This is a genomic window from Phenylobacterium sp. P4_E10, assembly GCF_056401675.1.
Genome location: NZ_JBFUIW010000005.1, coordinates 41,192 through 63,526 on the forward strand (window position 1 = coordinate 41,192; position 22,335 = coordinate 63,526).

The 22,335-nt window shown below is 68.4% G+C and carries 18 protein-coding genes; 9 read left to right on the forward strand and 9 right to left on the reverse strand.

The features are described from left to right. Nucleotides 1-2: 2 nt before the first annotated feature. The gene (locus AC1DQJ_RS07310; protein WP_477601742.1) at nucleotides 3-794 is read right to left on the reverse strand and encodes a DUF4198 domain-containing protein; all 792 of its coding nucleotides are present in this window, start codon (nucleotides 792-794) and stop codon (nucleotides 3-5) included. 188 nt (nucleotides 795-982) lie between these two features. Between AC1DQJ_RS07310 and AC1DQJ_RS07315 the strand changes: the two genes are divergently transcribed. Genes AC1DQJ_RS07315 through AC1DQJ_RS07325 form a run of 3 tightly spaced genes read left to right on the forward strand, consistent with a single transcriptional unit; the run spans nucleotide 983 to nucleotide 4,528 of the window. After that, entirely contained in the window at nucleotides 983-3,016 is a 2,034-nt protein-coding gene (locus AC1DQJ_RS07315; protein WP_477601744.1) for a TonB-dependent receptor domain-containing protein, read from the forward strand. Between the two features lie 2 nt (nucleotides 3,017-3,018). Next, entirely contained in the window at nucleotides 3,019-3,723 is a 705-nt protein-coding gene (locus AC1DQJ_RS07320; RefSeq protein WP_477601746.1) for an energy transducer TonB, read from the forward strand. Nucleotides 3,724-3,775: 52 nt separating this feature from the next. Then, nucleotides 3,776-4,528 (forward strand): carbon-nitrogen hydrolase family protein, encoded by a 753-nt coding sequence (locus AC1DQJ_RS07325; protein ID WP_477601748.1) that lies wholly within the window; start codon nucleotides 3,776-3,778, stop codon nucleotides 4,526-4,528. On the opposite strand, the gene AC1DQJ_RS07330 is transcribed toward AC1DQJ_RS07325, so the two are convergent. From AC1DQJ_RS07330 to AC1DQJ_RS07345, 4 genes are all read right to left on the reverse strand, one after another. Next, the gene (locus AC1DQJ_RS07330) at nucleotides 4,529-4,903 is read right to left on the reverse strand and encodes a nuclear transport factor 2 family protein (protein WP_477601750.1); all 375 of its coding nucleotides are present in this window, start codon (nucleotides 4,901-4,903) and stop codon (nucleotides 4,529-4,531) included. Further along, on the reverse strand, nucleotides 4,900-5,880 hold the full coding sequence (locus tag AC1DQJ_RS07335; RefSeq protein WP_477601752.1) for an NADPH:quinone reductase: 981 nt from the start codon (nucleotides 5,878-5,880) through the stop codon (nucleotides 4,900-4,902). Before AC1DQJ_RS07335 ends, AC1DQJ_RS07330 begins: the two co-directional genes overlap by 4 nt. Nucleotides 5,881-6,068: 188 nt before the next feature. Continuing rightward, the gene (locus tag AC1DQJ_RS07340; RefSeq protein ID WP_477601754.1) at nucleotides 6,069-7,457 is read right to left on the reverse strand and encodes a carotenoid oxygenase family protein; all 1,389 of its coding nucleotides are present in this window, start codon (nucleotides 7,455-7,457) and stop codon (nucleotides 6,069-6,071) included. Between the two features lie 23 nt (nucleotides 7,458-7,480). After that, nucleotides 7,481-8,530 carry a DUF2855 family protein gene (locus tag AC1DQJ_RS07345; RefSeq protein ID WP_477601756.1) on the reverse strand — a complete coding sequence of 350 codons (1,050 nt, stop codon included), beginning with the start codon at nucleotides 8,528-8,530 and terminating at the stop codon, nucleotides 7,481-7,483. Nucleotides 8,531-8,612: 82 nt separating this feature from the next. On the opposite strand from AC1DQJ_RS07345, the gene AC1DQJ_RS07350 reads away from it, so the two are divergent. Next, nucleotides 8,613-9,218, forward strand: coding sequence for a TetR/AcrR family transcriptional regulator (locus tag AC1DQJ_RS07350; RefSeq protein WP_477601758.1), 606 nt, complete (start codon nucleotides 8,613-8,615; stop codon nucleotides 9,216-9,218). 193 nt (nucleotides 9,219-9,411) lie between these two features. Continuing rightward, nucleotides 9,412-10,560: an epoxide hydrolase family protein gene (locus tag AC1DQJ_RS07355; protein ID WP_477601760.1), complete on the forward strand. Its 1,149-nt coding sequence runs from the start codon at nucleotides 9,412-9,414 to the stop codon at nucleotides 10,558-10,560. A gap of 122 nt (nucleotides 10,561-10,682) precedes the next feature. On the opposite strand, the gene AC1DQJ_RS07360 is transcribed toward AC1DQJ_RS07355, so the two are convergent. Next, nucleotides 10,683-12,995, reverse strand: coding sequence for a PAS domain-containing hybrid sensor histidine kinase/response regulator (locus AC1DQJ_RS07360; RefSeq protein ID WP_477601762.1), 2,313 nt, complete (start codon nucleotides 12,993-12,995; stop codon nucleotides 10,683-10,685). A 91-nt stretch (nucleotides 12,996-13,086) separates the two neighbouring features. Between AC1DQJ_RS07360 and AC1DQJ_RS07365 the strand changes: the two genes are divergently transcribed. After that, on the forward strand, nucleotides 13,087-14,094 hold the full coding sequence (locus AC1DQJ_RS07365; protein ID WP_477601764.1) for a threonine aldolase family protein: 1,008 nt from the start codon (nucleotides 13,087-13,089) through the stop codon (nucleotides 14,092-14,094). A 309-nt stretch (nucleotides 14,095-14,403) separates the two neighbouring features. Continuing rightward, complete coding sequence (locus tag AC1DQJ_RS07370; protein WP_477601766.1) at nucleotides 14,404-17,340, forward strand: TonB-dependent receptor plug domain-containing protein; 2,937 nt, start codon at nucleotides 14,404-14,406, stop codon at nucleotides 17,338-17,340. 115 nt (nucleotides 17,341-17,455) lie between these two features. Here the strand turns inward: AC1DQJ_RS07370 and AC1DQJ_RS07375 are convergent, their stop codons facing one another. The 3 genes from AC1DQJ_RS07375 to AC1DQJ_RS07385 form a co-directional block, all read right to left on the reverse strand. Next, nucleotides 17,456-18,451 (reverse strand): NAD(P)H-dependent flavin oxidoreductase, encoded by a 996-nt coding sequence (locus AC1DQJ_RS07375; RefSeq protein WP_477601768.1) that lies wholly within the window; start codon nucleotides 18,449-18,451, stop codon nucleotides 17,456-17,458. Nucleotides 18,452-18,529: 78 nt separating this feature from the next. Continuing rightward, on the reverse strand, nucleotides 18,530-19,492 hold the full coding sequence (locus tag AC1DQJ_RS07380; RefSeq protein WP_477601770.1) for an acetyl-CoA carboxylase carboxyltransferase subunit alpha: 963 nt from the start codon (nucleotides 19,490-19,492) through the stop codon (nucleotides 18,530-18,532). Between the two features lie 208 nt (nucleotides 19,493-19,700). Further along, complete coding sequence (locus AC1DQJ_RS07385) at nucleotides 19,701-20,603, reverse strand: site-specific tyrosine recombinase XerD (protein WP_477601772.1); 903 nt, start codon at nucleotides 20,601-20,603, stop codon at nucleotides 19,701-19,703. A 39-nt stretch (nucleotides 20,604-20,642) separates the two neighbouring features. Between AC1DQJ_RS07385 and AC1DQJ_RS07390 the strand changes: the two genes are divergently transcribed. Then, the gene (locus tag AC1DQJ_RS07390) at nucleotides 20,643-21,224 is read left to right on the forward strand and encodes a shikimate kinase (RefSeq protein WP_477601774.1); all 582 of its coding nucleotides are present in this window, start codon (nucleotides 20,643-20,645) and stop codon (nucleotides 21,222-21,224) included. Continuing rightward, nucleotides 21,221-22,333: a 3-dehydroquinate synthase gene (gene aroB / locus AC1DQJ_RS07395; protein ID WP_477601776.1), complete on the forward strand. Its 1,113-nt coding sequence runs from the start codon at nucleotides 21,221-21,223 to the stop codon at nucleotides 22,331-22,333. Before AC1DQJ_RS07390 ends, aroB begins: the two co-directional genes overlap by 4 nt. The last annotated feature ends 2 nt before the right edge of the window (nucleotides 22,334-22,335 follow it).

Genomic DNA, 22,335 nt, shown 5'->3' on the forward strand with positions numbered 1-22,335 from the left:
GTCTATTCCGTGGCTTCGAAGGTGAGGGTGTAGGAGTAGCTGCGGTAGGGGGTCTCGGCCCCGGCCGGCGCGGCGGTGCGGTGGCGGATCAGCGCCAGATAGGTCCCGGCGTCCGGTGTGGTGATCGAGAAGCGGCCGGCGGCGTCGGTTTTGATCTGACCGGCCACCTGCTTCTTGCCGTCATAGACCCCGGCGCTGCGGAAGACCTCGACATGGGCCCCGCTCACCGGCTTGCCCTCGAACAGCAGCTCGAAGCTGGCGGCCTGGCCGGCGAAGATTTCGCTCGGGTGGGTGATCGGCATAAGCTCCAGGCCCTTGCCGGTGATCGCCAGCGCGTCCTTGGTCGGCGAGCCGCGGGTCACATAGACCTCGGCCAGGGTCATGCTCTGCACCTCGACCAGCTCGGCCCCGGCCGGCTTGTCCTTGCCTTCGCTGACCACCCACTGACCGTCAGGGGCGCGGTACATCTTGCCCTTGCGGCCGAACCGCTCGCCCGACGACACGCGATAGGTGCCCTTGGCCGGGGCCTGCGCCTCGAACACCGTCAGGTCGCGCAGATAGGTGACGTCCTTGATCGGCGTCGTCGCCCCGTCCGGCCCACGGGTGTGCCAGGCGTCCGACTTCATCACCACCTCGGGGACGAACGCGTCCTCGGCGAAGCTCGCCTGGACCGTGACGTGGTCGCGGTCGGTCAGGTCGAACATGTTGGGCAGCATGTAGGGCATGTGCGCCAGCGCCGCCCCCGGCGCCGCGGCCAGCAGCCCGGCCAGCGCCGCCATTCCAATCCGTCTCATCGCTCCCCCTTCTGGAACATTCTGATCCTTGGTCGATTAGTGCAATTGCGAGTCACTTGCAATTGACATTCAGATGCTGCATTGACCGCTTCGCTGACCGCCACGGGGGCGTCGCTTGCGAGTAAAATGCGATTGACTCGCAGTTGCATAATATATCGGAGAGTTCAATGGGGCGTGGCGTACAGCGTATGCGGAGCGGGCTTCTCGCGGGCGCCTCGGCGCTGATCTTGTCCGGCGCGGTCCAGGCGCAGGAGGTCAAGGACAGCGCCGCCGCGCAGCTTTCCCTCGGCCGCATCGTGGTCTCCGCCGGCGCCGAAAAGGTCGCCATCGACACGCCACAAGCGGTCACCGCGCTGAACCAGGAAGACATCGACGACGCCCAGGCCAACACCATGGGCGACCTGCTGGAGGCCATTCCTGGCGTCAGCGTGGTCGGCGGCGTCTCGGCCCTCGGCCAGGGCTTCAACATCCGCGGCATGGGCACGGGCCTTGCCGACTCCGACAGCCGCATCCTCACCCAGATCGACGGGGTGACGAAGTTCTACGAGCAGTACCGGATGGGCGCGCTGTTCAGCGAGCCGGACATGTACAAGCGCGTCGAGGTCTTGCGCGGCCCGGCTTCCTCCACGCTCTACGGGGCCGGCGCGCTGGCCGGGGTGATCAACTTCACCACCAAGGACGCCTCGGACTTCCTGCAGGATGGCGACCGCTTCGGCGTGCGCCTGCGCGCCGGGCTCGAGACCAACGCCTCGGGCGGCTTCGGCACGGCCATCGTGGTCGGCCAGCCGGTGAAAAACCTCGACCTGCTGGCGATGTACACCCGCCGCGACACCGACGACTACGAGAGCGGCGACGGCGCGACGGTCATCCCTTCGGCCGTCACCTCCAGCTCCTACCTGCTGAAGGGACGCTACTATGTCGGCGGCGATCAGAGCCAAAGCATCTGGGCCAGCTACCAGAACTGGCTCTCCGACAGCACCCAGATCTACGATCAGGCTGAGGCCTTCGGCACGACGCCGGTCCGCCGCAAGGTCGACGACATCACCGCCACCCTCGGCTACGAGAACGACTTCGGCGGCTCCAAGCTGTTCGACCTCGAGGCCCAACTCTCCTACGCCAACTCCAAGGTCGAGCAGCGCGAGACGACCTTCCTGCCCGGCGTGGTCTTTTCGGAGTTTGCCTACGAGACCTGGCAGGGCCGCATCCAGAACACCTCGCGCTTCGACTGGGGTCCGGACTGGACCGGATTCCTGTTCGTCGGCGCCCAGGCCTACGGCCAGGAACGCCGCAACCCGCGCCTCACTGCCAGCGGAACCACCACCCCCGGCGCCGCCACCCACCCCGAAGGCGACATGCAGAAGTACGGCCTCTACGCCCAGGCCGAACTGATCTGGACCGACAAGCTCACCATCATCCCCGGGGTGCGGATGGACTGGACCAAGCTCGAGCCCGGCGCCGGCGTGCCCACCACCAAGGTGATCAAGGATAGCGCCCCCTCGCCCAAGATCGGGGTGCTCCACGCGTTCACCGACAGCTTCTCGGTGTTCGGCTCGGTCGCCCGCACTGTGCGCATGCCGGTGCTGGATGAGATCTTCAGCCGCACCAGCGCCACCGCCTCGAACTTCAGCCTCAACCTGAAGCCCGAGGAGTCGGACAACTACGAGGCCGGCTTCACGCTGTCCTTCGACGACGTGATCCTGCAGGGCGACGCCGCGCGCACCAAGGTCACCGCCTTCCGCAACGACGTCTCCAACCTGATAACCCGCGGCACGGTCGGCGCGCCCTACTTCATTAACGTCGGCGAATCCCGCTTCGAGGGCGTCGAGGTCGAGGCCGAATACGCCTCGCGCAACCTCTTCGCTCGCGCCGGCTATTCGCAGATCGAAGGCGAGAACCGCCTGACCGGCGCAGCCCTCAACACCATCCCGGCCGACGAGCTGGACGTGACCCTGGGCTGGCGCTTCTCCGACCTCGACCTCTCGGCCGGCTGGCGCGGCGAGTTCGCGGCCGACCAGGAGGACATCGGTCCGGGCGGCCGGCGCACCGGCGGCTATGGCGTGCACAACCTCTTCCTGACCTGGACGCCGCAGGACGGCGCCCTGCAGGGGCTCGAAGTCCGGGCCGCGGTCGACAACGTGCTCAACAAGCAGTTCCGCCGCCACCTAGCTTCGCTCGACGCCGAGGGCCGCACGTTCAAGCTCACCCTGGCGCGGACCTTCTGACGATGAAGCTCACGCCCACACGTGCGGCGGCGGCGGCGTTCTCGACCGCCCTCAACCTCGGCCTCATCGTCCTGGTGATGCGCACCGGGGCCGAGGCGCCGCCCGTGTGGGACGAAACCGTCGTCATGGCGGAACTGGTCCAAGTCCGGGGCGGCGCGAACAACGCCCCGGCCCCGTCGGCGCAGGCTCCTTCCTCCCCTCCTCGGGAGTCTGCGCCGACGACTACCCCTCAGCCGTCACCACAACCCGTCCCGACGCCCGCGCAAGCTGCGCCCTCGCCAGCTCCAACCCCTCCGGCCACGGTTCCCGCGCCGGCTCAGCTGGTCGCCGCCGCACCCAGCGCCCAGCCGTACGCGGCCGAGCCCGCCCAGCGTCAGGGGACGCGCGAGGGCCTCGACATCAACGCCAAGAACGGGACCAGCCCCGACTACGCCTCACGCCTGCGCGCCTGGCTGGAGGCGCACAAGACCTACCCCAAGCGAGCGCGCATGCGCCGCGAGGAAGGCGTGGTCCACGTCCACTTCTCGGTCGACCGCCAGGGCCGGCTGCTCGGCGGCGACGTGGTCCGCAGCTCCGGCTACGCCAGCCTCGACGCCGAAGCCCTGGCCATGCTCGACCGCTCCAACCCGTTCCCTGGCGCCCCGCACACGGTCCGCGGCGAACGGATCGAAGTCTCCACCCCGGTAGAGTTCTTCCTGCAGCGCTAGGGCCTTCACCCGGCGGCGTGGCGGCGCCTCCGAAGCGTTGCTATCGTCGGCCATGGCCGTCACCCGCATCGCCGCCGCCCAGACCCCTGAATTTCTTGAAGACGTCGACGGGGCGCTCGGCTGGCTGAGCGGCCTGATCGCCGAGGCGGAGGCCCAGGAGGCGGCCCTGCTGTGCTTGCCGGAAGGCTTTCTCCAGGGCTACCTGACCGACGAGGACAGCGCCCGTCGACACGCGCTCGACCTCGGCTCGCCAGCCTTCACCGCCCTGCTCGACCGCCTGCCGCGGACCGGTCCGACGTTCGTCATGGGCCTAATGGAGATAGAAGGCGGCCGCCTCTACAACACCGCCGTCGTGCTGCACCGGGGGGCGCTGCTCGGCCGCTATCGCAAGACCCATCTGCTCGGCCGCGAGCGGGCGTTCACGCCGGGCGCCGACAGCCCGACCTTCGCCGTGGGCGGCCTGCGGTTTGGGATCAACATCTGCTACGACACCAACTTCCCGCAGGCGGCCCGCAAGGTCGCCGACGGAGGCGCCGAGTTGATCGTCTGCCTCGCCAACAACATGCTTCCCCGCCAGACCGCCGAGACCTGGAAGGACGCGCACAACGCCGTGCGCGGCGATCGCTGCCGCGAGACCAGCCTCTGGATGATCTCAGCCGACGTCACCGGCGAGCGCGACGGCGCCGTCGCCTGGGGGCCCACCGCTGTCCTAAATCCGGCCGGCGAAGTCGTGGCGCAACTGCCGCTGGGATCGCCCGGACTGCTGGTCTTCGATTTGCCGAGCAACCCACGTCCGGCGACGTAGCTAGCCCACCGTCACGAACGTCTCGCTCTCGATCACCCACTGGCCGGTGACCTTCTTCCAGGCCGCCAGGTAGGGGCCGGTGGCGGTGGCGTCCTTCCACGTGGCGATCCAGGATCCGGTCTCGGCCGCGCGGCTTTCGTCTGCGTCCAGCGTCACCGCCTCGGTGGTCCGCAGATAGGTCACGAAGCTCGGATCGGCGAACTGCGCCTCGAAGGCGGCGATGATCGCGCCCGCGCCCATCAGCAGCCCGCCCTCGCCGGAAATCAGGTTGGCCTTCGGCTCGAAGAACGGACGCAGGCGCGCCGCATCGTGGGCGGCGATCAGCTTGTTGGTCAGCTTGCGGCGCGCGCGGATGGCGTCCTCTGGCGCAGTCATGGCTCGACCACCACGGTGCCGACCTTGCCGCCGGCCTCGACCAACTCGTGGGCGCCTGCGCAGTCCTCCAGCGGAAAGCGGCCGGCCACCGACAGCATCCGCTTGCCCGTCCCGATCCAGCGGGTGATGTCGGCTTGGGCCCGCCGCCGCGCCTCATGCGGCGAGACCGGCAGGTAGACTCCGTTGATTTGCAGGTTCAGTCCCATGGCCGCCCCAGCAGGGACGACGGGCTCCCGCGAGCCCTTGGTGGCGTAGTAGGCGATCGAGCCGTTCTGGCGAACGCTGGCCAGAGTGGCCGCCAGATTGCCGCCGAAGTCGACCTCGACCACATGATGCACGCCCTGCCCGCCGGTCAGCTCGCGGACCCGTGCGGCCACGTCCTCGCGGCGATAGTCGATCACGTGGTGCGCGCCGCCCTTCCGCGCGCGCTCGGCCTTGTCCTCCGAGCTCACCGTGGCGATCACGCTCGCCCCGGCCCAGGCGGCGAGCTGGACGGCGTAGTGGCCGACCGCGCCCGCGCCGCCGGTGACCAGCACGGTGCGCCCCTGCACCGACCCGGCCAGGAACAGGCTGCGATGCGCGGTCATGCACGGGATGCCCAGCGTCGCGCCCTCGGCGAACGACACCTCGTCCGGCAGCTCGCTCAGCAGGTCGATGTCCAGCTCGATATACTCGGCCGCCGAGCCGAAGGCCCGGCCGTTGCGCTGGCCGTTGTAGAACCAGACCCGCTTGCCGACCCAGGCCTCGGCGACGCCTGGTCCGACCACCTCGACGATCCCCGCCCCGTCGCTATTGGGCGTGATGCGCGGATAGGCCATGGGCCCTGGACCCGCCCGCATCCCGGCGTCGGACGGATTGACCCCGGAGGCCTTGATCCGGACCAGGGCCTGGCCCTGACCCGACGTCGGCGTCGGCCGATCGCCAAGCTGCAGCACCTCGCGCGCCGGTCCTGTCCGGTCGTACCAGATCGCCCGCATGGGTCACTCCCGCTCTTCGTCGTGGGCGACAGGTCTAGAGCGAAAGGTACGGTCAGTCAGCCTCCGCAGGAACAGATCCTCCCCCTCTGGGGGAGGTGGATCGCCGATGGCGAGACGGAGGGGGACTGCCTCAAGCCCCCTCAGTCAGCTTCGCTGACAGCTCCTCCAGCGGGGGAGCATCCAGGAGGCTACTCAGCCACCCAGTTGCCGTGGAAGCCGAACGGCACCCGACGCGGCAGTTCGGCGACAGCGATCGGCCCCTTGGCCACGTCGAGAGCGTCGAACACCACGAAGTCGCTGCGGTTCTCCGCCGCCCGCCAGATCACCGCGGTCAGCCAGCCGTCGCCCTCTTCGGCGCTCGCCGCGCGCGGCGTGAACACCGGTTCGGAGGTCATGTCCCCGCCGCTTAGCGCATAGACCTGGCGCTTGCCGGTCTTGAGGTCGAGGTGGGCGATGGCGGTTTGCTTGATGGTCTTGGCCCCGCCCGGATCGGCCGCGTACCAGCCGTGCCGATAGGCCAGCCCTGCCTGGCGCTCGTCGAAGCGCGGGAACTCTCCGTCCAGGTCGTCGATCGCCTCTTCCTTGATGGCGTCGGAATCGCCGGCCAGATCGAAGGTCCAGCGCACCAGTCGCGCGGCCGACTTGTCGCCGGGCGATCCGTCAGCGTTGGGGAACAGCGGCGCGGAGTCGTAGCGGAACACGTCGGCGACGATCTTGCCGTCCTCCTCCCAGGCGTTCATCGGGTGGAAGACATAGGACGGCGGCGCGTTGAACCAGCGGATGGTGGAAACGTCGGCGTCGCGGCGCATCACCGCCACGTGGCTGCCCTTGTCGGGCTCCCAGGCGAAGGGCGGCAGGCCGCTCATTGCTCGCTCCAGGCTGCCGGTCAGCGGCAGGATCGGAAACAGCACGTAGTTCTCGGTCACCAGGAAGTCGTGGATCATCGAGGAGAACGGCGCCTCGAAGTCGTCGCGCCGCACGACCTTGCCGCTGGCGTCGGTGACGCCATAGCTGACCCCTTTGGCGAACGGCATCGGGCCGACGCCATAGCCGAACCAGACCATCTCGCCAGTCTTCGGATCGATCTTCGGGTGGGCGGTCGTGCGGCCTTGGTACTGCTCGACATAGCCCTTGGACTCCAGGGTCCGCGGCTGCATCTCGAAGGGCATGTGGCCCTCTTCCAGGGCCAGCAGCTTGCCGGCGTGGAACAGGATGTTGGTGTTGGCCACGCCGCTGTCCTTGCCGATCGCGCTGGGATCGGTGGCCATCGGGTTGCCGAACGATCCGAACAGCGACTGGCCGGCGGCGTTCTCCAGCTCCCACTTGGGCGTGCGCACATAGCGGTTGCGATAGGTGACCTTGCCGTCCTCGACGTGGAAGGCGTGGATCATCCCGTCGCCGGCGAACCAGTGGTACTGGCCGCGCGGTTCGAACTGTGGATTGGGTCCGGTACGATAGAGCGTCCCGCGCAGTTCCTTGGGGATCTCGCCCTTCACCGTGAGCTCGTAGTCGTCCTCGCTGCGCACCGGCGCAAAATTGCCGGCCAGATAGGGATTGATGCGAACTTCGCCGTCCATGGTGACCTCCCTGTTCGCCGGCCTCAGACCGGTCTGATGATGATACCTTCGTCCGGCCGCGCACGGCCTTCGAGCACCTCGGCATAGGCGGCCAGCAGCGCGTCCGGGCCCGACTGCCGCTTCAGCTTCAGCCAACTCGCCGCGTCGGCGAACTCGCGCAGCGCCTTCATGAACCGTTCGTCGAGCGCTTCGGGTCCCCATTCGGCCGCCCGCTTGCGGATCTGGTCGGGGGCGAAGAACAAGGCCGGCGTCGGACCAGGCAGCTGTCGCGGCGTGCGATCCGCCTGCCAGTGGGTGCCGCCGACGATGACGCTGCGCGCCAGCTCCTCGCCCAGCGCCGTATGGACGTCTAACGTCACCTTCGGATCGCCGGCGAAATCGACATAGGCGGCCGGCGTCGCGGTCTTCAGCTCAGCCGCCTGCGCATAGGGCACGATGCGGTCGTAGAGCCCCAGGCCCTCCAGCACCTTGGCGTTGGCCGGCGAGGTCAGGCCGACCACCTCCACGCCACGCCGCCGCGCGAACCAGGCCAGGCCCATCGCGGTCTTGCTCGAGGCGCTCGACAGCACCAGAGCCTTGAGCCCAGCGTCCTCGGCCAGGAAGTCGTCCAGCAGCCACGATGTCATGAACAGCGGCCGCAGCAGCGCGCGGTGGTCGTCCAGCTCGTCCTCGGGCGCCTCGGAATAGGCGTTGTAGGTCGGCGGCAGCTCGGCGCGGTGGGCCGAGGTGTCGACATAGCCGCCACGGCCCTTCTTCAGACGCGCGGTCATGTGACTGGACATCGGTAGATAGCCGAACAGCCGCAGGCCCACCGGCGCGTCCGGCGCCTGGCTCTCCACCACCCGCGCGAAACCCCAGACCGGGATGCGGCCCCAGCCGCCCTCCGCCGGGAAGAACTTCCAATAGCCGAAGGCGTCGCCCATCGCGCCGTAGGTGATATTGTTGGCGGTCAGCGCGAAGCGCTCGACCTCCAGCCGGACCTCCCCTTCGGTCAGCGGCGCCTTATCGGCGGCATGGCGCAGTTCGACCTTGCTCAGATCGTCCCGCGCAACGAGCACATCCCAGTGCGACATCGCATCCTCGCCTTTTTACGTTGTAAATTTATTGCGTAAGAGCTAACCCAGGACAAGCACTTTATTCCATCGAGTTTCGTCCATGCCCCGCGTCCTGTCCGAATCCGACGTCGCCGACTTCCGCGAACGCCTCTGCGACGCCGCCGAGAAGCTGTTCGCCGAGAAGGGGCCGGACGCTGTGACCATGCGCCAGCTCGCCGCCGAGCTGGGCGTCAGCCCGATGACCCCCTACCGCTACTTCGCCGACAAGGAAGACATCCTGGCCGCCGTGCGGGCCAACGGCTTCAACCGTTTCGCCCTGGCGCTTGAGCAGGCCTATGCCGGGGCGGCCAGCCTGCCCCCCCGCGCCCGCGGCGCAGCGGTCGGCGAGGCCTATCTGAATTTCGCGTTTGAGCATCCGCAGACCTACAAGGCGATGTTCGACCTCAACCAGCCGCACGAGGAAAACTATCCCGAGCTGGTGGCGGCCGCCCTGCGCGCCCGAGCGACCCAGACCCAGTACGTCGAGGATCTGGTGGCTGACGGGGTCCTGGTCGGCGACCCGGAAGAAATCGGCCGCATGTTCTGGGCCGCGGCCCACGGCTCCGTGGTCCTGGAGCTGTCGGGCAAGATCCCGGCCGGAACCGCCCGCACTCTGCACCACCACCTGAACGGCGCCCTCGCCAAGGGCCTGCGCCCCGGGGCTTAGCGCTCGAGTGTCATCCCGGTTGCGAAGCAAGACCGGGACCCCGCAAGCAGCGGCAGCGCCTACTCCCCTTCTCGGCGCGAATGGGTCCCGGATAGCCGCTGCGCGTCTTCCGGGATGACACGCGTGGCGCTTGACGTCCCCAGGGGCAAGGCCGCCATCTTCCTTATCAACGATAAGGGAGAGGGAGCGTCGCATGGTCCAACCGTTCGAGGTCGCCTGGAGCGACGCCGCCGTTCAGGCCGTGCTCGACCAGGTCCGCGCCTATCCCTGGCCGCCGATCCCGGAAGTTCCGGACGGTTGGGCCTATGGCTGCGACGGCGCCTACCTCAAGGACCTCTGCGCCCACTGGACCGAGGCTTATGACTGGCGCGCCGCGGTGGCTGACCTCAACCGCTATCCGCAGTTCGTCGCCAAGGTCGAGGACTACGACATCCACTTCTTGCACGTGGTCGGCGAGGCTGGCGGCAAGCGGCCCCTGATCCTGACCCACGGCTGGCCGGGCTCGCACTACGAGTTCTGGGGCGTGATCGAGAAGCTGGCCTTCCCCACCCGCTTCGGCGGATCGCCCGCGGACGCCTTCGACCTGGTGATACCGTCCCTGCCCGGCTTCGGCTTCTCGTCCAAGCCCGTGCGGCCGATCGGCCAGCGCACCACCGCGCGGCTGTTCAACACCCTGATGACCCAGGTGCTCGGCTATGACCGCTACCTCGCCCAGGGTGGCGACTGGGGCTCGATGGTCACCTCCTGGCTCGGCCAGGACCACGGCCAACACGTCTCGGCCATCCACCTCAACATGATGGCGTTCCGGCCCCACGGCGGTCCCAAGGACGAGGCCGAGATCGCCTGGATCACCCGCCAGGGCGCGATGATGGAGATGATGGGCGCCTACTTCCGGCTCCAGGCCTCCAAGCCGCAGTCCTTGGCCTGGATGGGCGCCGGCAACCCGGTCGGTCAGGCCGCCTGGATCGCCGAGCGCTTTCACGACTGGTCGGACCTGCGCGAGAAGCCGTTCGAACAGGTCCACCCCAAGGACCGGCTGCTGACCAACATCATGCTCTATGTGATGACCGACAGCTTCGCGACCGGCGCCTGGTACTACCGCGGCTTTCTCGAGGAGGGCGGCGTCGCCCTAGCCGAGGGCCAGCGCTGCGAGACGCCGACCAGCTTCGCCAATTTTCCGGGCGAGCCGCTATACACCGCGCCGCCGCGCAGCTGGGCCGAGCGCGCCTACAACATCGTCCGCTGGAGCGACCAGCCCCGCGGCGGCCACTTCGCCGCCATGGAGGAGCCGGACCTGTTCGTCGCCGACGTCCAGGCCTGGGGGCGAAACCACGGCGCTTAGTTCCTCCCCTCCTGGGGGAGGTGGATCGGCGCAATGCGCCGAGACGGAGGGGACTTGCTGACTCGGCGGTCCCCCTCAAATTCGGCTGACAGCTCCCCCACAAGGGGAGCAATGACGCTTCCCTAGTCCTCGACCACCGCCGCTATCGCGCCGATCAGCCGTTCCAGCTGCAGCGGCTTAGGCACCAGCACGTCCATGCCGGCCTTAGCGTACTCGGCCTCGTGGTGGGACATGGCGTTGGCGGTCAGGGCGATGATCGGCGTGCGGCGCAGTCCCTCCGCGGCTTCGCGCTCGCGGATCAGCCGGGTGGCGGTCGGGCCGTCCATCACCGGCATCTGCACGTCCATCAGGATGACGTCCCACTCCTGGGCGTGAACCGCATCGACCGCGGCCTGGCCGTCGTTGACGCAGCGCACCTCGACGCCGAGCTGGGCCAGCAGGGTTTTCAGCACCAGCTGGTTCATCGGATTGTCCTCGGCGGCCAGCACCCGCAGGTCCGTGCGGGCCACCCCCAGCTCCTGGTCCAGGGCGGCGGCGCGCGGGCCGCTGGCGCGCGACAGCGGCAGCCGGACGGTGAACACCGAGCCCTCGCCGAGGGTCGAGCGCACGGAAATCGCCCCGCCCATCAGCTCGGACAGGTCGCGGCAGATCGACAGCCCTAGGCCGGATCCGCCATAGCGCCGCGTGGTGGAAGCGTCCTCCTGCACGAACTTCTCGAACAGCGAGCCCAACCGCTCCGGCGCGATCCCCGGCCCGCTGTCGGCGACCTCGAAGATCAGCTGGCCGGCCTCATAGCCCGCGCGCACCTTGACGCTCCCCCGCGCCGTGAACTTCACGGCGTTGGAGACCAGGTTGTAGACGATCTGGCGCACCCGGGTCGGGTCGCCGGCCCACACGCCGTCGGCGCTGTCATCCAGCTCCAGGTCGAAGCTGACGTCCTTCTCGCTGGCCAGGGTGATGAAGGTCGCCTGGACCCCCTGCATCAGTTGCGTCAGGTCGAACTGACCGTTCTCCAACTCCAGCCGGCCGGCCTCGATCCGCGACAGGTCCAGCAGGTCGTTGAGCAGCGCCAGCAGCGTCTCGCCCGCCTGGCGCACCACGGTCAGCCGCTCGCGCTGACGCGGAGTCAGCTCATCGCGGCTCATCGCCTGGGCCATGCCCAGCACCCCGTTCAGCGGCGTCCGGATCTCGTGGCTCATGGTGGCCAGGAAGGCCGACTTGGCGACGTTGGCGGCGTTGGCCTCGTCGCGGGCCTTCTTCAGCGAAGCGTTGCTCAGCTTCAGCCGCCGCTCGGTGCGCTTCACGTCCTCGATCGACTGGGTGATGACCACGCAGCGCACCGGGCCCTCGCCCTGGAACCGCGCCGCGGTCAGGCGGAACCACTCGCCGCTCATCGCCTGGTAGGCGCGCACGAAGGTCTCGGCCCGGCCTTCCAGCACCGACTTCACGCCGCGGGTCAGGTGCTTGCCGCGCCCGCCAGGCAGCCGCTCGAACACGGTGAACAGGTTGCGGCCCATCGGATAGACGTCGGCCTTCACCAGCTCGACGCCGAGCTCCTTAAACGCAGAGTTGGCCGCGATGATCGCGCCGGTCTCGTCGATGACGGTCAGCAGCGCGGCCAGGCCGTCGATCACCCCCCGGCCGAACCGCTCGGACTCGCGCAGCTCCGCCACGGCGCTGCGCTGAGCCGTGACGTCCTGGCTGGCCCCATGCAGCGTTACGCAGCGGCCATCGACCATCCGCGGTTCGCCCATCACCCGCAGCCAGATGGGCTCTCCGGCTCCGGTCAGCGCCCGGGCCTCGAACTCCAGCCGCTCGCCGGTTTCGATCGCGCGGCGCACATGCGCCAGCACCTCCTCACGGTCTTCCTCGAAATAGACCGCGAGCGAGGCCACGTGGTTCTCGACCAGGCTGGGGCGGCCGAACAGCTCGCCTAGTTCCGGGCTCCAGCGCACCACTTCTTCGTCCAGGTCGACTTCCCAGCCGCCCAGCCGCGCCAGCCGTCCGGCCGATTTCAGCGCCAGCGACGTCGCGTTCAGCCGACCCTGTGTTTCGTAGGCGGACGTCACGTCGGCCTGGATGGCGATGAAGCCGTCCAGGGTCCCGTCCTCCGCAAAGCTGGGGCGCATGTCGACATCGACCCAGATCCGTCGCCCGTCCTTGGTCTGGTTCATGACCTCGACGCGGAAGCCCTCGCCGGCGGCCACCGCCGCAGCCATCATCGCAAGGGTCTGAGGATCGGCCTCGGGGCACCGCAGCACTCCAGCCAGGGTGCAGCCCTTGATCTCGGCCAACCGGTAGCCGGTCATCGCGGTAAAGCCGTCATTGACCCAGTCGATGCGGCCGATCGGATCGCACAGCACCACGGAATGCGGCGTCAGGCGGGCGACGCTCGCCAGGCGTGACGTGAGGTCTGCTGTACTGGAATCGCCCATCCACTTCCCCTGGAGGATCAGGATGGTCCGCTTCTATGAAGAAAGCACTCGCCCCCTTCGTCGCAGGGCAAGGTCGAGCTAGTAAGGCCCCATGGCTCGCTACGACTTCGCATCCGATAACACCGCCCCAGCCGCGCCCGAGGCTCTGGAGGCGCTGATCGTCGCCAACAGCGGCTTCACCTCCGGCTATGGGACCGACCAGGTCAGCGCCCGCGCCGCCGACGCCGTCCGCGCCCTGCTGGACGCCGACGCCGAGGTGCGCTTCGTCGCCTCCGGCACCGCGGCCAACGCCATTTCCCTCGCCGCCCTCTGCCGACCGTTCGAGGCGGTGTTGGCCCACGAGCACGCTCACATCTGCACAGACGAGACCGGCGCTCCGGGTTTCTTCGGCCAGGGCCTGGGCCTGGCGCCGCTGCCCGGCCCGTCAGGCCGCATCGATCCCGAGGCGCTCGCCGCGCCGCTGGCCCAGCCCGACGTCTCCCACCGCCAGTCGCTGGCCGCGCTCTCGCTGACCAACGCCACCGAGTACGGCACCGTCTATTCGAACGCCGCCCTCAAGGCGCTGATCGAGCCGGCCAAGGCCAAGGGCCTGGGCGTCCACCTCGACGGGGCGCGCCTGGCCAACGCCGCGGCGGCCGGCTTCGACCTGACGGGAATCGCCGGGCTCGGCGTCGACATCCTGGTGGTCGGCGGGACCAAGGCCGGCATGACCCCCAGCGAGGCGGTGGTGATCTTCGACCGCCAGCTCGCCCGCCGATTCGACGCCCGCCTGAAGCAGGCCGGGCAACTGCCGTCCAAGGGCCGGTTCTACGCCGCGCCATTCATCGGCATGCTCGAGAGCGGCGCCTTCCTCGACCGCGCCGCCCACGCCAACGCCATGGCCCGGCGACTGGCCGACCTCTCGCCGTTCCCGCTGCGCCACCCGGTCGAAGCCAATGGCGTCTTCGTGGAAATGGACGACGCGGCCCTCGCCCGCCTGCACGCCGCCGGCTGGTTCGCCTACCGATTCCTCGATGGTTCGGTGCGCTTCATGTGCTCCTGGGCTGTTACGGCCGAGAGCGTCGACGAACTGGGCGCCGCGCTCCGCGCCATCGTCTGACGCCCGGCAAATTCTCCGCCATTCCGTCATAACCGAGGCAGAAATTTCTGCCTCGGCGCGAAGGTGTGACCTGTGGGGCGCACATATGACCTCTCACGCGAACGCCGATACAAACTGATTACACATCGGTCATTTTCCGTTGCCGATGTAACAGCCGCGTGACAGCGTGGGGCTTCGCCGTAACGACACGCACACTAGGTCGTCTGAGCACAGACGATCCGCGAACGATGCGTGTCACGGCGCCGACGCCGGGCCCCACCCGGCGTCTTGTTGTCTCAACTAGCGGCCGGGGGGCCAGAGAACATTTTAATGAAGAACACGCTTCGAACCGCGTTGCTCGGTTCGGTGGCGGCGGCCAGTGTCGCCATGCCAACCCTAGTTTCCGCCCAGGAAGTGAACGTCGAAGAGATCGTCGTCACCGGTTCGCGCATCCGCCGCGACACCTTCAACGCCCCGGTGCCGGTCTCCGTAGTCGACTCCGCCCAGATCGTCGCTTCCGGCAACGTCTCGCTCGGCGACATGCTGCTCGACCTGCCGATGATCAACGCGGCCAGCAACGCCCAGAACACCTCCAGCACGCTGTTCCTGGCTGGTCAGGCCCGCGCCGACATCCGCGGCCTCGGCCCGACGCGCACCCTGGTCCTGCAGGACGGCCGTCGGATCGTGTTCTCCGACGCCTCCTCGCCCGCCGTCGACCTGAACCTGCTGCCGGCCATGATGGTCGATCGGGTTGAAACGGTCGCGGGCGGCGCCTCGGCGGTCTACGGCTCCGAAGCCATCGCCGGCGTGGTCAACCTGATCATGAAGAAGGAATACGACGGCTTCCAGATCGAGGGCCAAGTCGGGACCTCGCAGGAAGGCGACGGCGAGACCTTCCGCATCTCGGGCATGTACGGGACCAAGCTGCTCGACGACCGCCTGAACGTGCTGGTCGGCGCCGAAGTCTCACGCGAAGAGCCGATCATGCAGAAGGATCGGGAGTGGGGTTACCCCGGCATCCGCCGCAACACCCTGGCCAACCCGCAGAACGTCATCCCGGCCAGCAGGACCAACACCGCGCCGACTGCGACCTTCCAGCTGGTCAACTCGACCAACACCGCCCTGGCCCGCGCCGTCACCCTTGACTACCGCGACCCGTCCAAGGTCGTTCGTCTGACCCCGGCCTGCGCCACCCCGACCGTGCAGCCGACCTGCCAGGACGAAGCCCTGTGGTACTCGGCGGCGCTCAACGCCCTGCAGGCCAAGTCGCAGCGCGGCACCATCCGCGGCTACTCCGACTACCGCCTGACCGACAACATCAAGGCCTTCGTTGACGTCACCTACTCCAAGGTCGACGGCTACGGCATCTTCCAGCCGGCGTTCTCCAACGCCCAGGGCGGCGGCACCATGCCGGTCACCCTGAAGGGCGACAACGCCTTCCTGAACGGCGCCGGCTCCACCGCCGCCGCCCTGCGCACGGAATGGCTCGCGGCCGGCAAGACCCTCGGCGTCGCCACTCAGACCGCCAACGTCGGCCGGTTCTGGATGGAGTTCGGCGGCCGTGACGTGAAGACCGAGCGCGAGACCCTGCGCCTCGTCGGCGGCATGGAAGGCGACTTCGACGCCGTCGGCCTGAACTGGAACTGGGATTGGTACGCCCAGTACGGCAAGACCACCGGCTCCACGACGTCCTACAACGTCCCGAACGTCCTGCGCGTCCAGCAGGCCACCGACGCAGTTCTCGTCAACGGCCAGGTCGTCTGCCGCGACGTCACCGCCCGCGCCAACGGCTGCGTGCCGTGGGATCTGATCAACGGCGCCAGCCAGGCCGCGGTCAACTGGACCAACGCCAGCTCGGTCACCGACCAGGAAGTCAAGCAGACCGTCGTGGCGGCCAACGTCGCCACCGAGCTGTTCGAACTGCCGGCCGGCCCGCTCGGCTTCGCCATGGGCGCCGAATACCGCAAGGAAGAGAGCTTCTTCGCTCAGGACGCCCTGGGCGCCACCGGCGCGCTGTTCTTCAACGCCATCGGCACCCGTGAAGGCGAGTACGACACCAAGGAAGCCTATGCCGAACTGCGCGTTCCGATCCTGAAGGACCTGCCGTTCGCCGAAGAAGTGACCTTCGAAGTCGCCGGCCGCCTGTCCGACTACTCGTCGATCGGCAAGACCGACCAGTACCAGGTTCGCCTGGAATGGGCCCCGGTCGAGGACGTCCGCTTCCGCGCCTCGCAAGGCACCGCCGTCCGCGCGCCGAACATCGTCGAGCTGTACTCGCCGCAGAGCCGCAACTTCACCGGCACGGCCATCGACCCCTGCGACAAGGACGCCTACGCCGTCGCCAGCGCCGCCAACAAGACCCTGCGTCTTGCGACCTGCTCGGCCGCCATCGCCGGCTACAACCCGACGACCTTCGTCTCGAACTTCGGCACCGGCCGCCCGTCGCTGCCGCTGCTGCAAGGCGGCAACCCGGACCTCGGTCCGGAAACGGCGAACACCTACAACCTCGGCGTCGTCGTCCAGCCGCGCTGGGTTCCGAACCTCCAGTTCTCGCTCGACTTCTTCAAGTACAACATCGCCGACCAGGTCGGCACGATCCCGATCAACACCCTGCTGCAGGACCTCTGCTACCAGTCGACCGAGGCCTACGCCTCCAACCCGTTCTGCGCTCTGATCATCCGTGATCCGACCGGCACGAACGGCGGCGCTGTCCCCGGCGGCGTGGTCGAGGTCATCCTGACCAACCAGAACGTCGCCAAGGTGAAGGTCGAAGGCTACGACGCCTCGATCCAGTACGGCCTCGACCTGGAGCAGACCTTCAACAAGGCGTGGGGCCAGCTGGCCTTCCGTCTGGACGGCACCTGGATGTACCGCTGGGCCCAACAGGGTCTTCCGGGCCAGGCCTACACCCAGTTCGCGAACACCATCACCAACGCGACGCCGGAGTGGAAGGCCCAGGGCACCGTGCAGTGGACCTACGACCAGTTCGCGGTCACCTGGACCACGCACTTCATCGGTTCGATGGCCTCGACGACGGCCTTCACCCCGAGTGGTCTGGATCCGTACTACACGGGCGACTACTACAACCACGACCTCAAGGTCCGGTATCAGCTGAACGAGAACATCGACCTGCGGGCCGGCGTTCTCAACATCACCGACGAGAACCCTCCCTACCTGCCGGAAACCTTCCAAGGCATCGGTACGGGTTCGTCCAGCTTCGACAACCGCGGCCGCTACTTCTTCATGGGCGCGACGCTGCGCTACTAGGACCAGGTTCCGCCTGCTCCCTTCGGGGGGCAGGCGGCGACATGGAGAGCAAGGAAAACCCGCCGGCGCTCAGCGCCGGCGGGATCTTCTTTTCAGCGATGCGTCTGGTCGGCGCTTAGGCCGGGACCGCCTGCTTGCCGCCGACGAAGCGGGCCAGACGGCCCTGGATGATCTCCTCGGCCTCGCGGACGATGCGGCTGATCAGCTCCTCGCACGAGGGGATGTCGTGGATCAGGCCCTGGATCTGGCCGGCCGACCAGATGCCGGCGTCGTTGTCGCCCACTTCGTAGACGCTGCGGCCGCGGGTGCCGGCCACCAGTTCGCGCACGTCCTCGAACTTGGCTCCCTGCCTCTCCAGCGCCACCACCTGCTGGCTGACCGCGTTGCGCGCCACCCGGCTGGTGTTGTGCATGGTGCGGAAGATCAGGTCGGTGGCCCGCTCGTCGTTGGCGACGATCTGTTCCTTGATCGCCTGGTGGATGGGCGATTCCTTGGTGCACATGAAGCGGGTGCCCATGTTGATGCCCTCGGCGCCCAGCGCCAGGGCCGCGACCAGGCCGCGCGCGTCGCCAAAGCCGCCCGAGGCGATCATCGGGATCTTGATCTTGTCGGCGGCGGCCGGGATCAGGATCAGGCCGGGGACGTCGTCCTCGCCCGGGTGACCGGCGCATTCGAAGCCGTCGATCGAGATGGCGTCCACGCCCATCCGCTCGGCAGACAGGCCATGGCGCACGCTGGTGCACTTATGGACGACGATGATGCCGTGCTTCTTGAACTCGTCGACGTGTTCCTGCGGCTTGTTGCCGGCGGTTTCGACGATCTTCACGCCCGAATCGATGATCGCCTGGCGATACTCGGCGTAGGGCGGCGGATTGATCGCCGGCAGGATGGTCAGGTTCACGCCGAACGGCTTGTCGGTCAGCGACCGGCAGCGCTCGATCTCCTCGCGCAGCTTGTCCGGCGTCGGCTGGGTCAGAGCGGTGATGAAGCCCAGGCCGCCGGCGTTGGCCACGGCCGCCACCAGCTCGGCGCGGCCGACCCACTGCATGCCGCCTTGGACGACAGGATGCTCGACGCCGACGAGTTCGGTGAAACGGGTCTTCAGGGCCATGGGCGCTCTCCCAAACGATTGTTTGGAAGACAATGAACCCGCCGACGCCGCGTCAGGCAAGCCGATTTGGCGGGCGACCTACTGCAGGCCGCTGCGGCCGATCGCGTAGAACCGGTCGGCGCGCTGCTTCTTCAGGGCCTCGGCCGACAGTTTGGAGAGCTTGTTCAACTCCTCCTCGACCATGTCGCCGACCGCTTTCAGCGTGGCTTCCTTGTCGGCGTGCGCGCCACCCGGCGGCTCCTGGATGATCCGGTCGACGATCTTCATGCCGATCAGGTCCTGGGCGGTGATCTTCATCGCCTTGGCCGCTTCTTCCGCCGTGCGCGCGCCGCGCCACAGGATCGAGTTGGCGCCCTCCGGCGGGATCACCGAATAGATGGCGTGCTCCAGGATCAGCACCCGGTTGCCGCAGGCGATGCCCAGCGCCCCGCCGGAGCCGCCCTCGCCGGTGACCACGGCGATCATCGGCACGTTGAGCATCAGGCACTTCTCGGTCGACCGGGCGATGGCCTCGGCCACCCCGCGCTCTTCCGAGCCGACGCCCGGATAGGCGGCCGGGGTGTCGACGAAGCTGATCACCGGTAGGTGGAAGCGCTCGGCCAGCTCCATCAGGCGGATGGCCTTGCGGTAGCCTTCGGGCCGGGCGTAGCCGAAATTGTGTTTCACACGGCCGACGGTGTCGCGGCCCTTCTCGTGGCCCATGACCACCACCGGCTGGCCGCGGAACCGGCCCAGCCCGCCCATGATCGCCTGGTCGTCGGCGAACTTGCGGTCGCCGCGCAGCTCCACGAACTCGTCGATCAGGCCGCCGACATAGTCGACGAAGTGCGGACGGTCGGGATGGCGGGCGACCTGGGTCTTCTGCCAGGCGTCGAGCTTCGAATAGGCTTGGCGGCGGACTTCCTGGGCGCGGGCGCGCAGGGCGTCGATCTCCGCGTCCAGAGCGCCGGAACCGGTCGTCTCCGACAGCTTGGAAAGTTCCTCGATCTTCGCTTCGAGGTCGGCGATGGGGCGCTCGAACTCGAGATAGTGTGCGGCCATACGAGGAATCTTCTCTTTCCGTTTGCGGAAGCGGCGGAAACTAGGCCCGAAGGCTTCGCCTCACAAGTGCGAGGAACGGCCATCGTGGGGTCTGCGTCAAGCCAGCCCAATCCCTTGCGGTGCAACCCTACCCTTCCCCCGACTTCGTGGCGACGCCGGGTTCTCCTTTTCCTCCTCTGTGCAGCGGGGGAGGAAATGGAGACGCCGTCTACTTCTTCGCTAGCGGATGCTTGGTCCGCACCACCTCGGCCAGCCGCTCGCTGGCCACGTGGGTGTAGATCTGGGTGGTGGCGATGTCGGCGTGGCCCAGCAGCTTCTGCACCACCCGCAGGTCCGCCCCGCCCTCCAGCAGGTGGGTAGCGAAGGCGTGGCGCAGCACGTGCGGGCTGACCCGCGCCGGTTCGATCCCGGCGTCGGCCGCCGCCTCGTCGAGCAACTGTGCGAAGCGGCGCGGGGTCAGCCGCCCGGCCTTCGAACTCGACGGAAACAGCCAGGGATTGGCCGCGTCACCTTTCGGAAGGAACGCCTTGCGGATTTCCAGATAGGCCTTCACCGCCGCCCGCGCCGCGGCGTTCAGCGGCGCCAGCCGCTCCTTGCCGCCCTTGCCCTTGACGATCAGATAGGCCGGGTCGCGCGCCAGCACCGACAGCGGCAGTCCGGTCAGCTCCGAGATCCGCAGGCCCGAGGCGTAGGCCAGCTCGATCATGCAGGCCAGCCGCAGGCCCTGCGCCCCGTCCCGCGCGCCGGCCGCGGCGATGATCGCGTCGACCTCGGCCCGACTCAGCACCTTGGGCAGCGGCCGGCCCTTCTTCGGCGCATCGACCCGGCGCGAGGGATCGTCCGTGCGCCAGCCCTCGCCCAGCGCGAACCGATAGAACTGCCGCACCGCCGAGCGCCGCCGCGCCGCGGTGGCCGGCGACAGGCCGCGGTCGCTCAGCGCGGCGAAATAGGCCTCGATCTGTTCGGCGCCGGCTTTGGACAAATCGCTGCCACGCGCCTTCAGGAAAGCCTCGGCGTCGGCCAGGTCCTTGCCATAGGCGGTGATGGTATTGCGCGCGCTGGCCCGCTCGCCGGCCATCATCTCCAGGAAGGCTTCCACCCAGCCGTTCATCGCCGCGCCTAAACCCCTGCTACGCCGTTAGTTGGCGCAATGCCTGATGCTCGTGTAAGACCTGCGCCGTTCATGGACCGTTACACACCGCTGCGCGCCCGCACCATCACCCTCGTCGGCCTGATGGGGGTCGGCAAATCGAGCGTCGGCCGCCGCCTCGCCAACGCTCTCGATTTGCCGTTCAAGGACGCCGACGTCGAGATCGAGGCCGCCGCCGGCCGGTCCATCTCCGACATCTTCGCCGACATGGGCGAGCCCGCCTTCCGCGAGGGCGAGCGCCGGGTGATCACCCGGCTGCTGGACGATCCGCCCCATGTGCTGGCCACCGGCGGCGGCGCCTTCATGAACGAAGAGACCCGCCGCCTGATCAAGGAACGCTCGATTTCGGTCTGGCTGAAGGCCGATCTCGACATCCTGGCCCGCCGCATCGCCCGCAAGGACAACCGCCCGCTGGTCTCCGGCAAGGACCCGCTGGAGGTGCTGACTGAACTCTCGGAGAAGCGCTACCCGGTCTATGCCCAGGCCGACATCATGGTCGAGACGGGCGACACCGCCCACCATGTCGCCGTCGATCAGGTGATCCGCGCGCTGGGCGCCTATCTCGAGGAACCGCCGAAATGAGCCGCATAGTCCCCGTCGGCCTGGGCGATCGCGCCTATGACGTGCTGGTCGGTCAGGGTCTGCTCGACAAGGCCGGAACCTTGATCGCCCCGTTCCTGAAGCGCGGCCGCGTCGCCGTGGTCAGCGACGAGACGGTGTGGAGCCTGCACGGCCCGCGTCTCTCCGCCGCCCTTCAAGCCGCCGGCATCGCCGCTCATCCCGTGGTCGTGCCGCCAGGCGAGCCGACCAAGAGCTGGGAGGGCCTGGCCGACGTCTCCGACCGCCTGTTGGCCCTGGAGCTCGACCGCGGCGACCTGATCGTCGCCTTCGGCGGCGGCGTGGTCGGCGACCTCGCCGGCTTCGCAGCCGCGATCTACAAGCGCGGCGTCGACTTCATCCAGATCCCCACCACCCTGTTGGCCCAGGTCGACTCCTCGGTCGGCGGCAAGACCGCCATCGACACCGCCCGCGGCAAGAACCTGATCGGCGCCTTCCACCAGCCGCGGCTGGTGCTGGCCGACCTCGACGTGCTGGCCACCCTGCCCGACCGCGAGATGCGCGCCGGCTACGCCGAGATCATCAAGTACGGCCTGCTCGGCGACTTCGCCTTCTTCGAATGGCTGGAGGCCAACGGCCCGGCCGTGGTCGCCCGCGATCTCGACGCACTGACCTACGCCGTCGCCCGCTCGGTCGAGATGAAGGCCGAGATCGTCGCCGAGGACGAGAAGGAGGCCGGCCGCCGCGCCCTGCTCAATCTCGGCCACACCTTCGGCCACGCCCTGGAGGCCGAGACCGGCTATGGCGAAGCCCTTCTGCACGGCGAGGCCGTCGCCGCCGGCAGCGCCATCGCCTTCCGCTTCTCCGCCGCCCAGGGCCTCTGCCCTGGCCAGGACGCCGAGCGCGCCGAAGCGGCCATCGCCGCGGTCGGCCTGCCAACCCGCCTGGCGCAGGTGGCTTCCCGTGGCTTCGACGCCGCCGCCCTGGTCCGCCACATGGGCCAGGACAAGAAGGCCGAGGACGGCAAGCTGACCTTCATCCTCGCCCGCGCCCTGGGCGAGGCCTTCGTCGCCAAGGACGTCAGCGGCGTGGCCGTGCGCGACTTCCTGGTCTCCGAAGGGGCGCTCCCGTGACG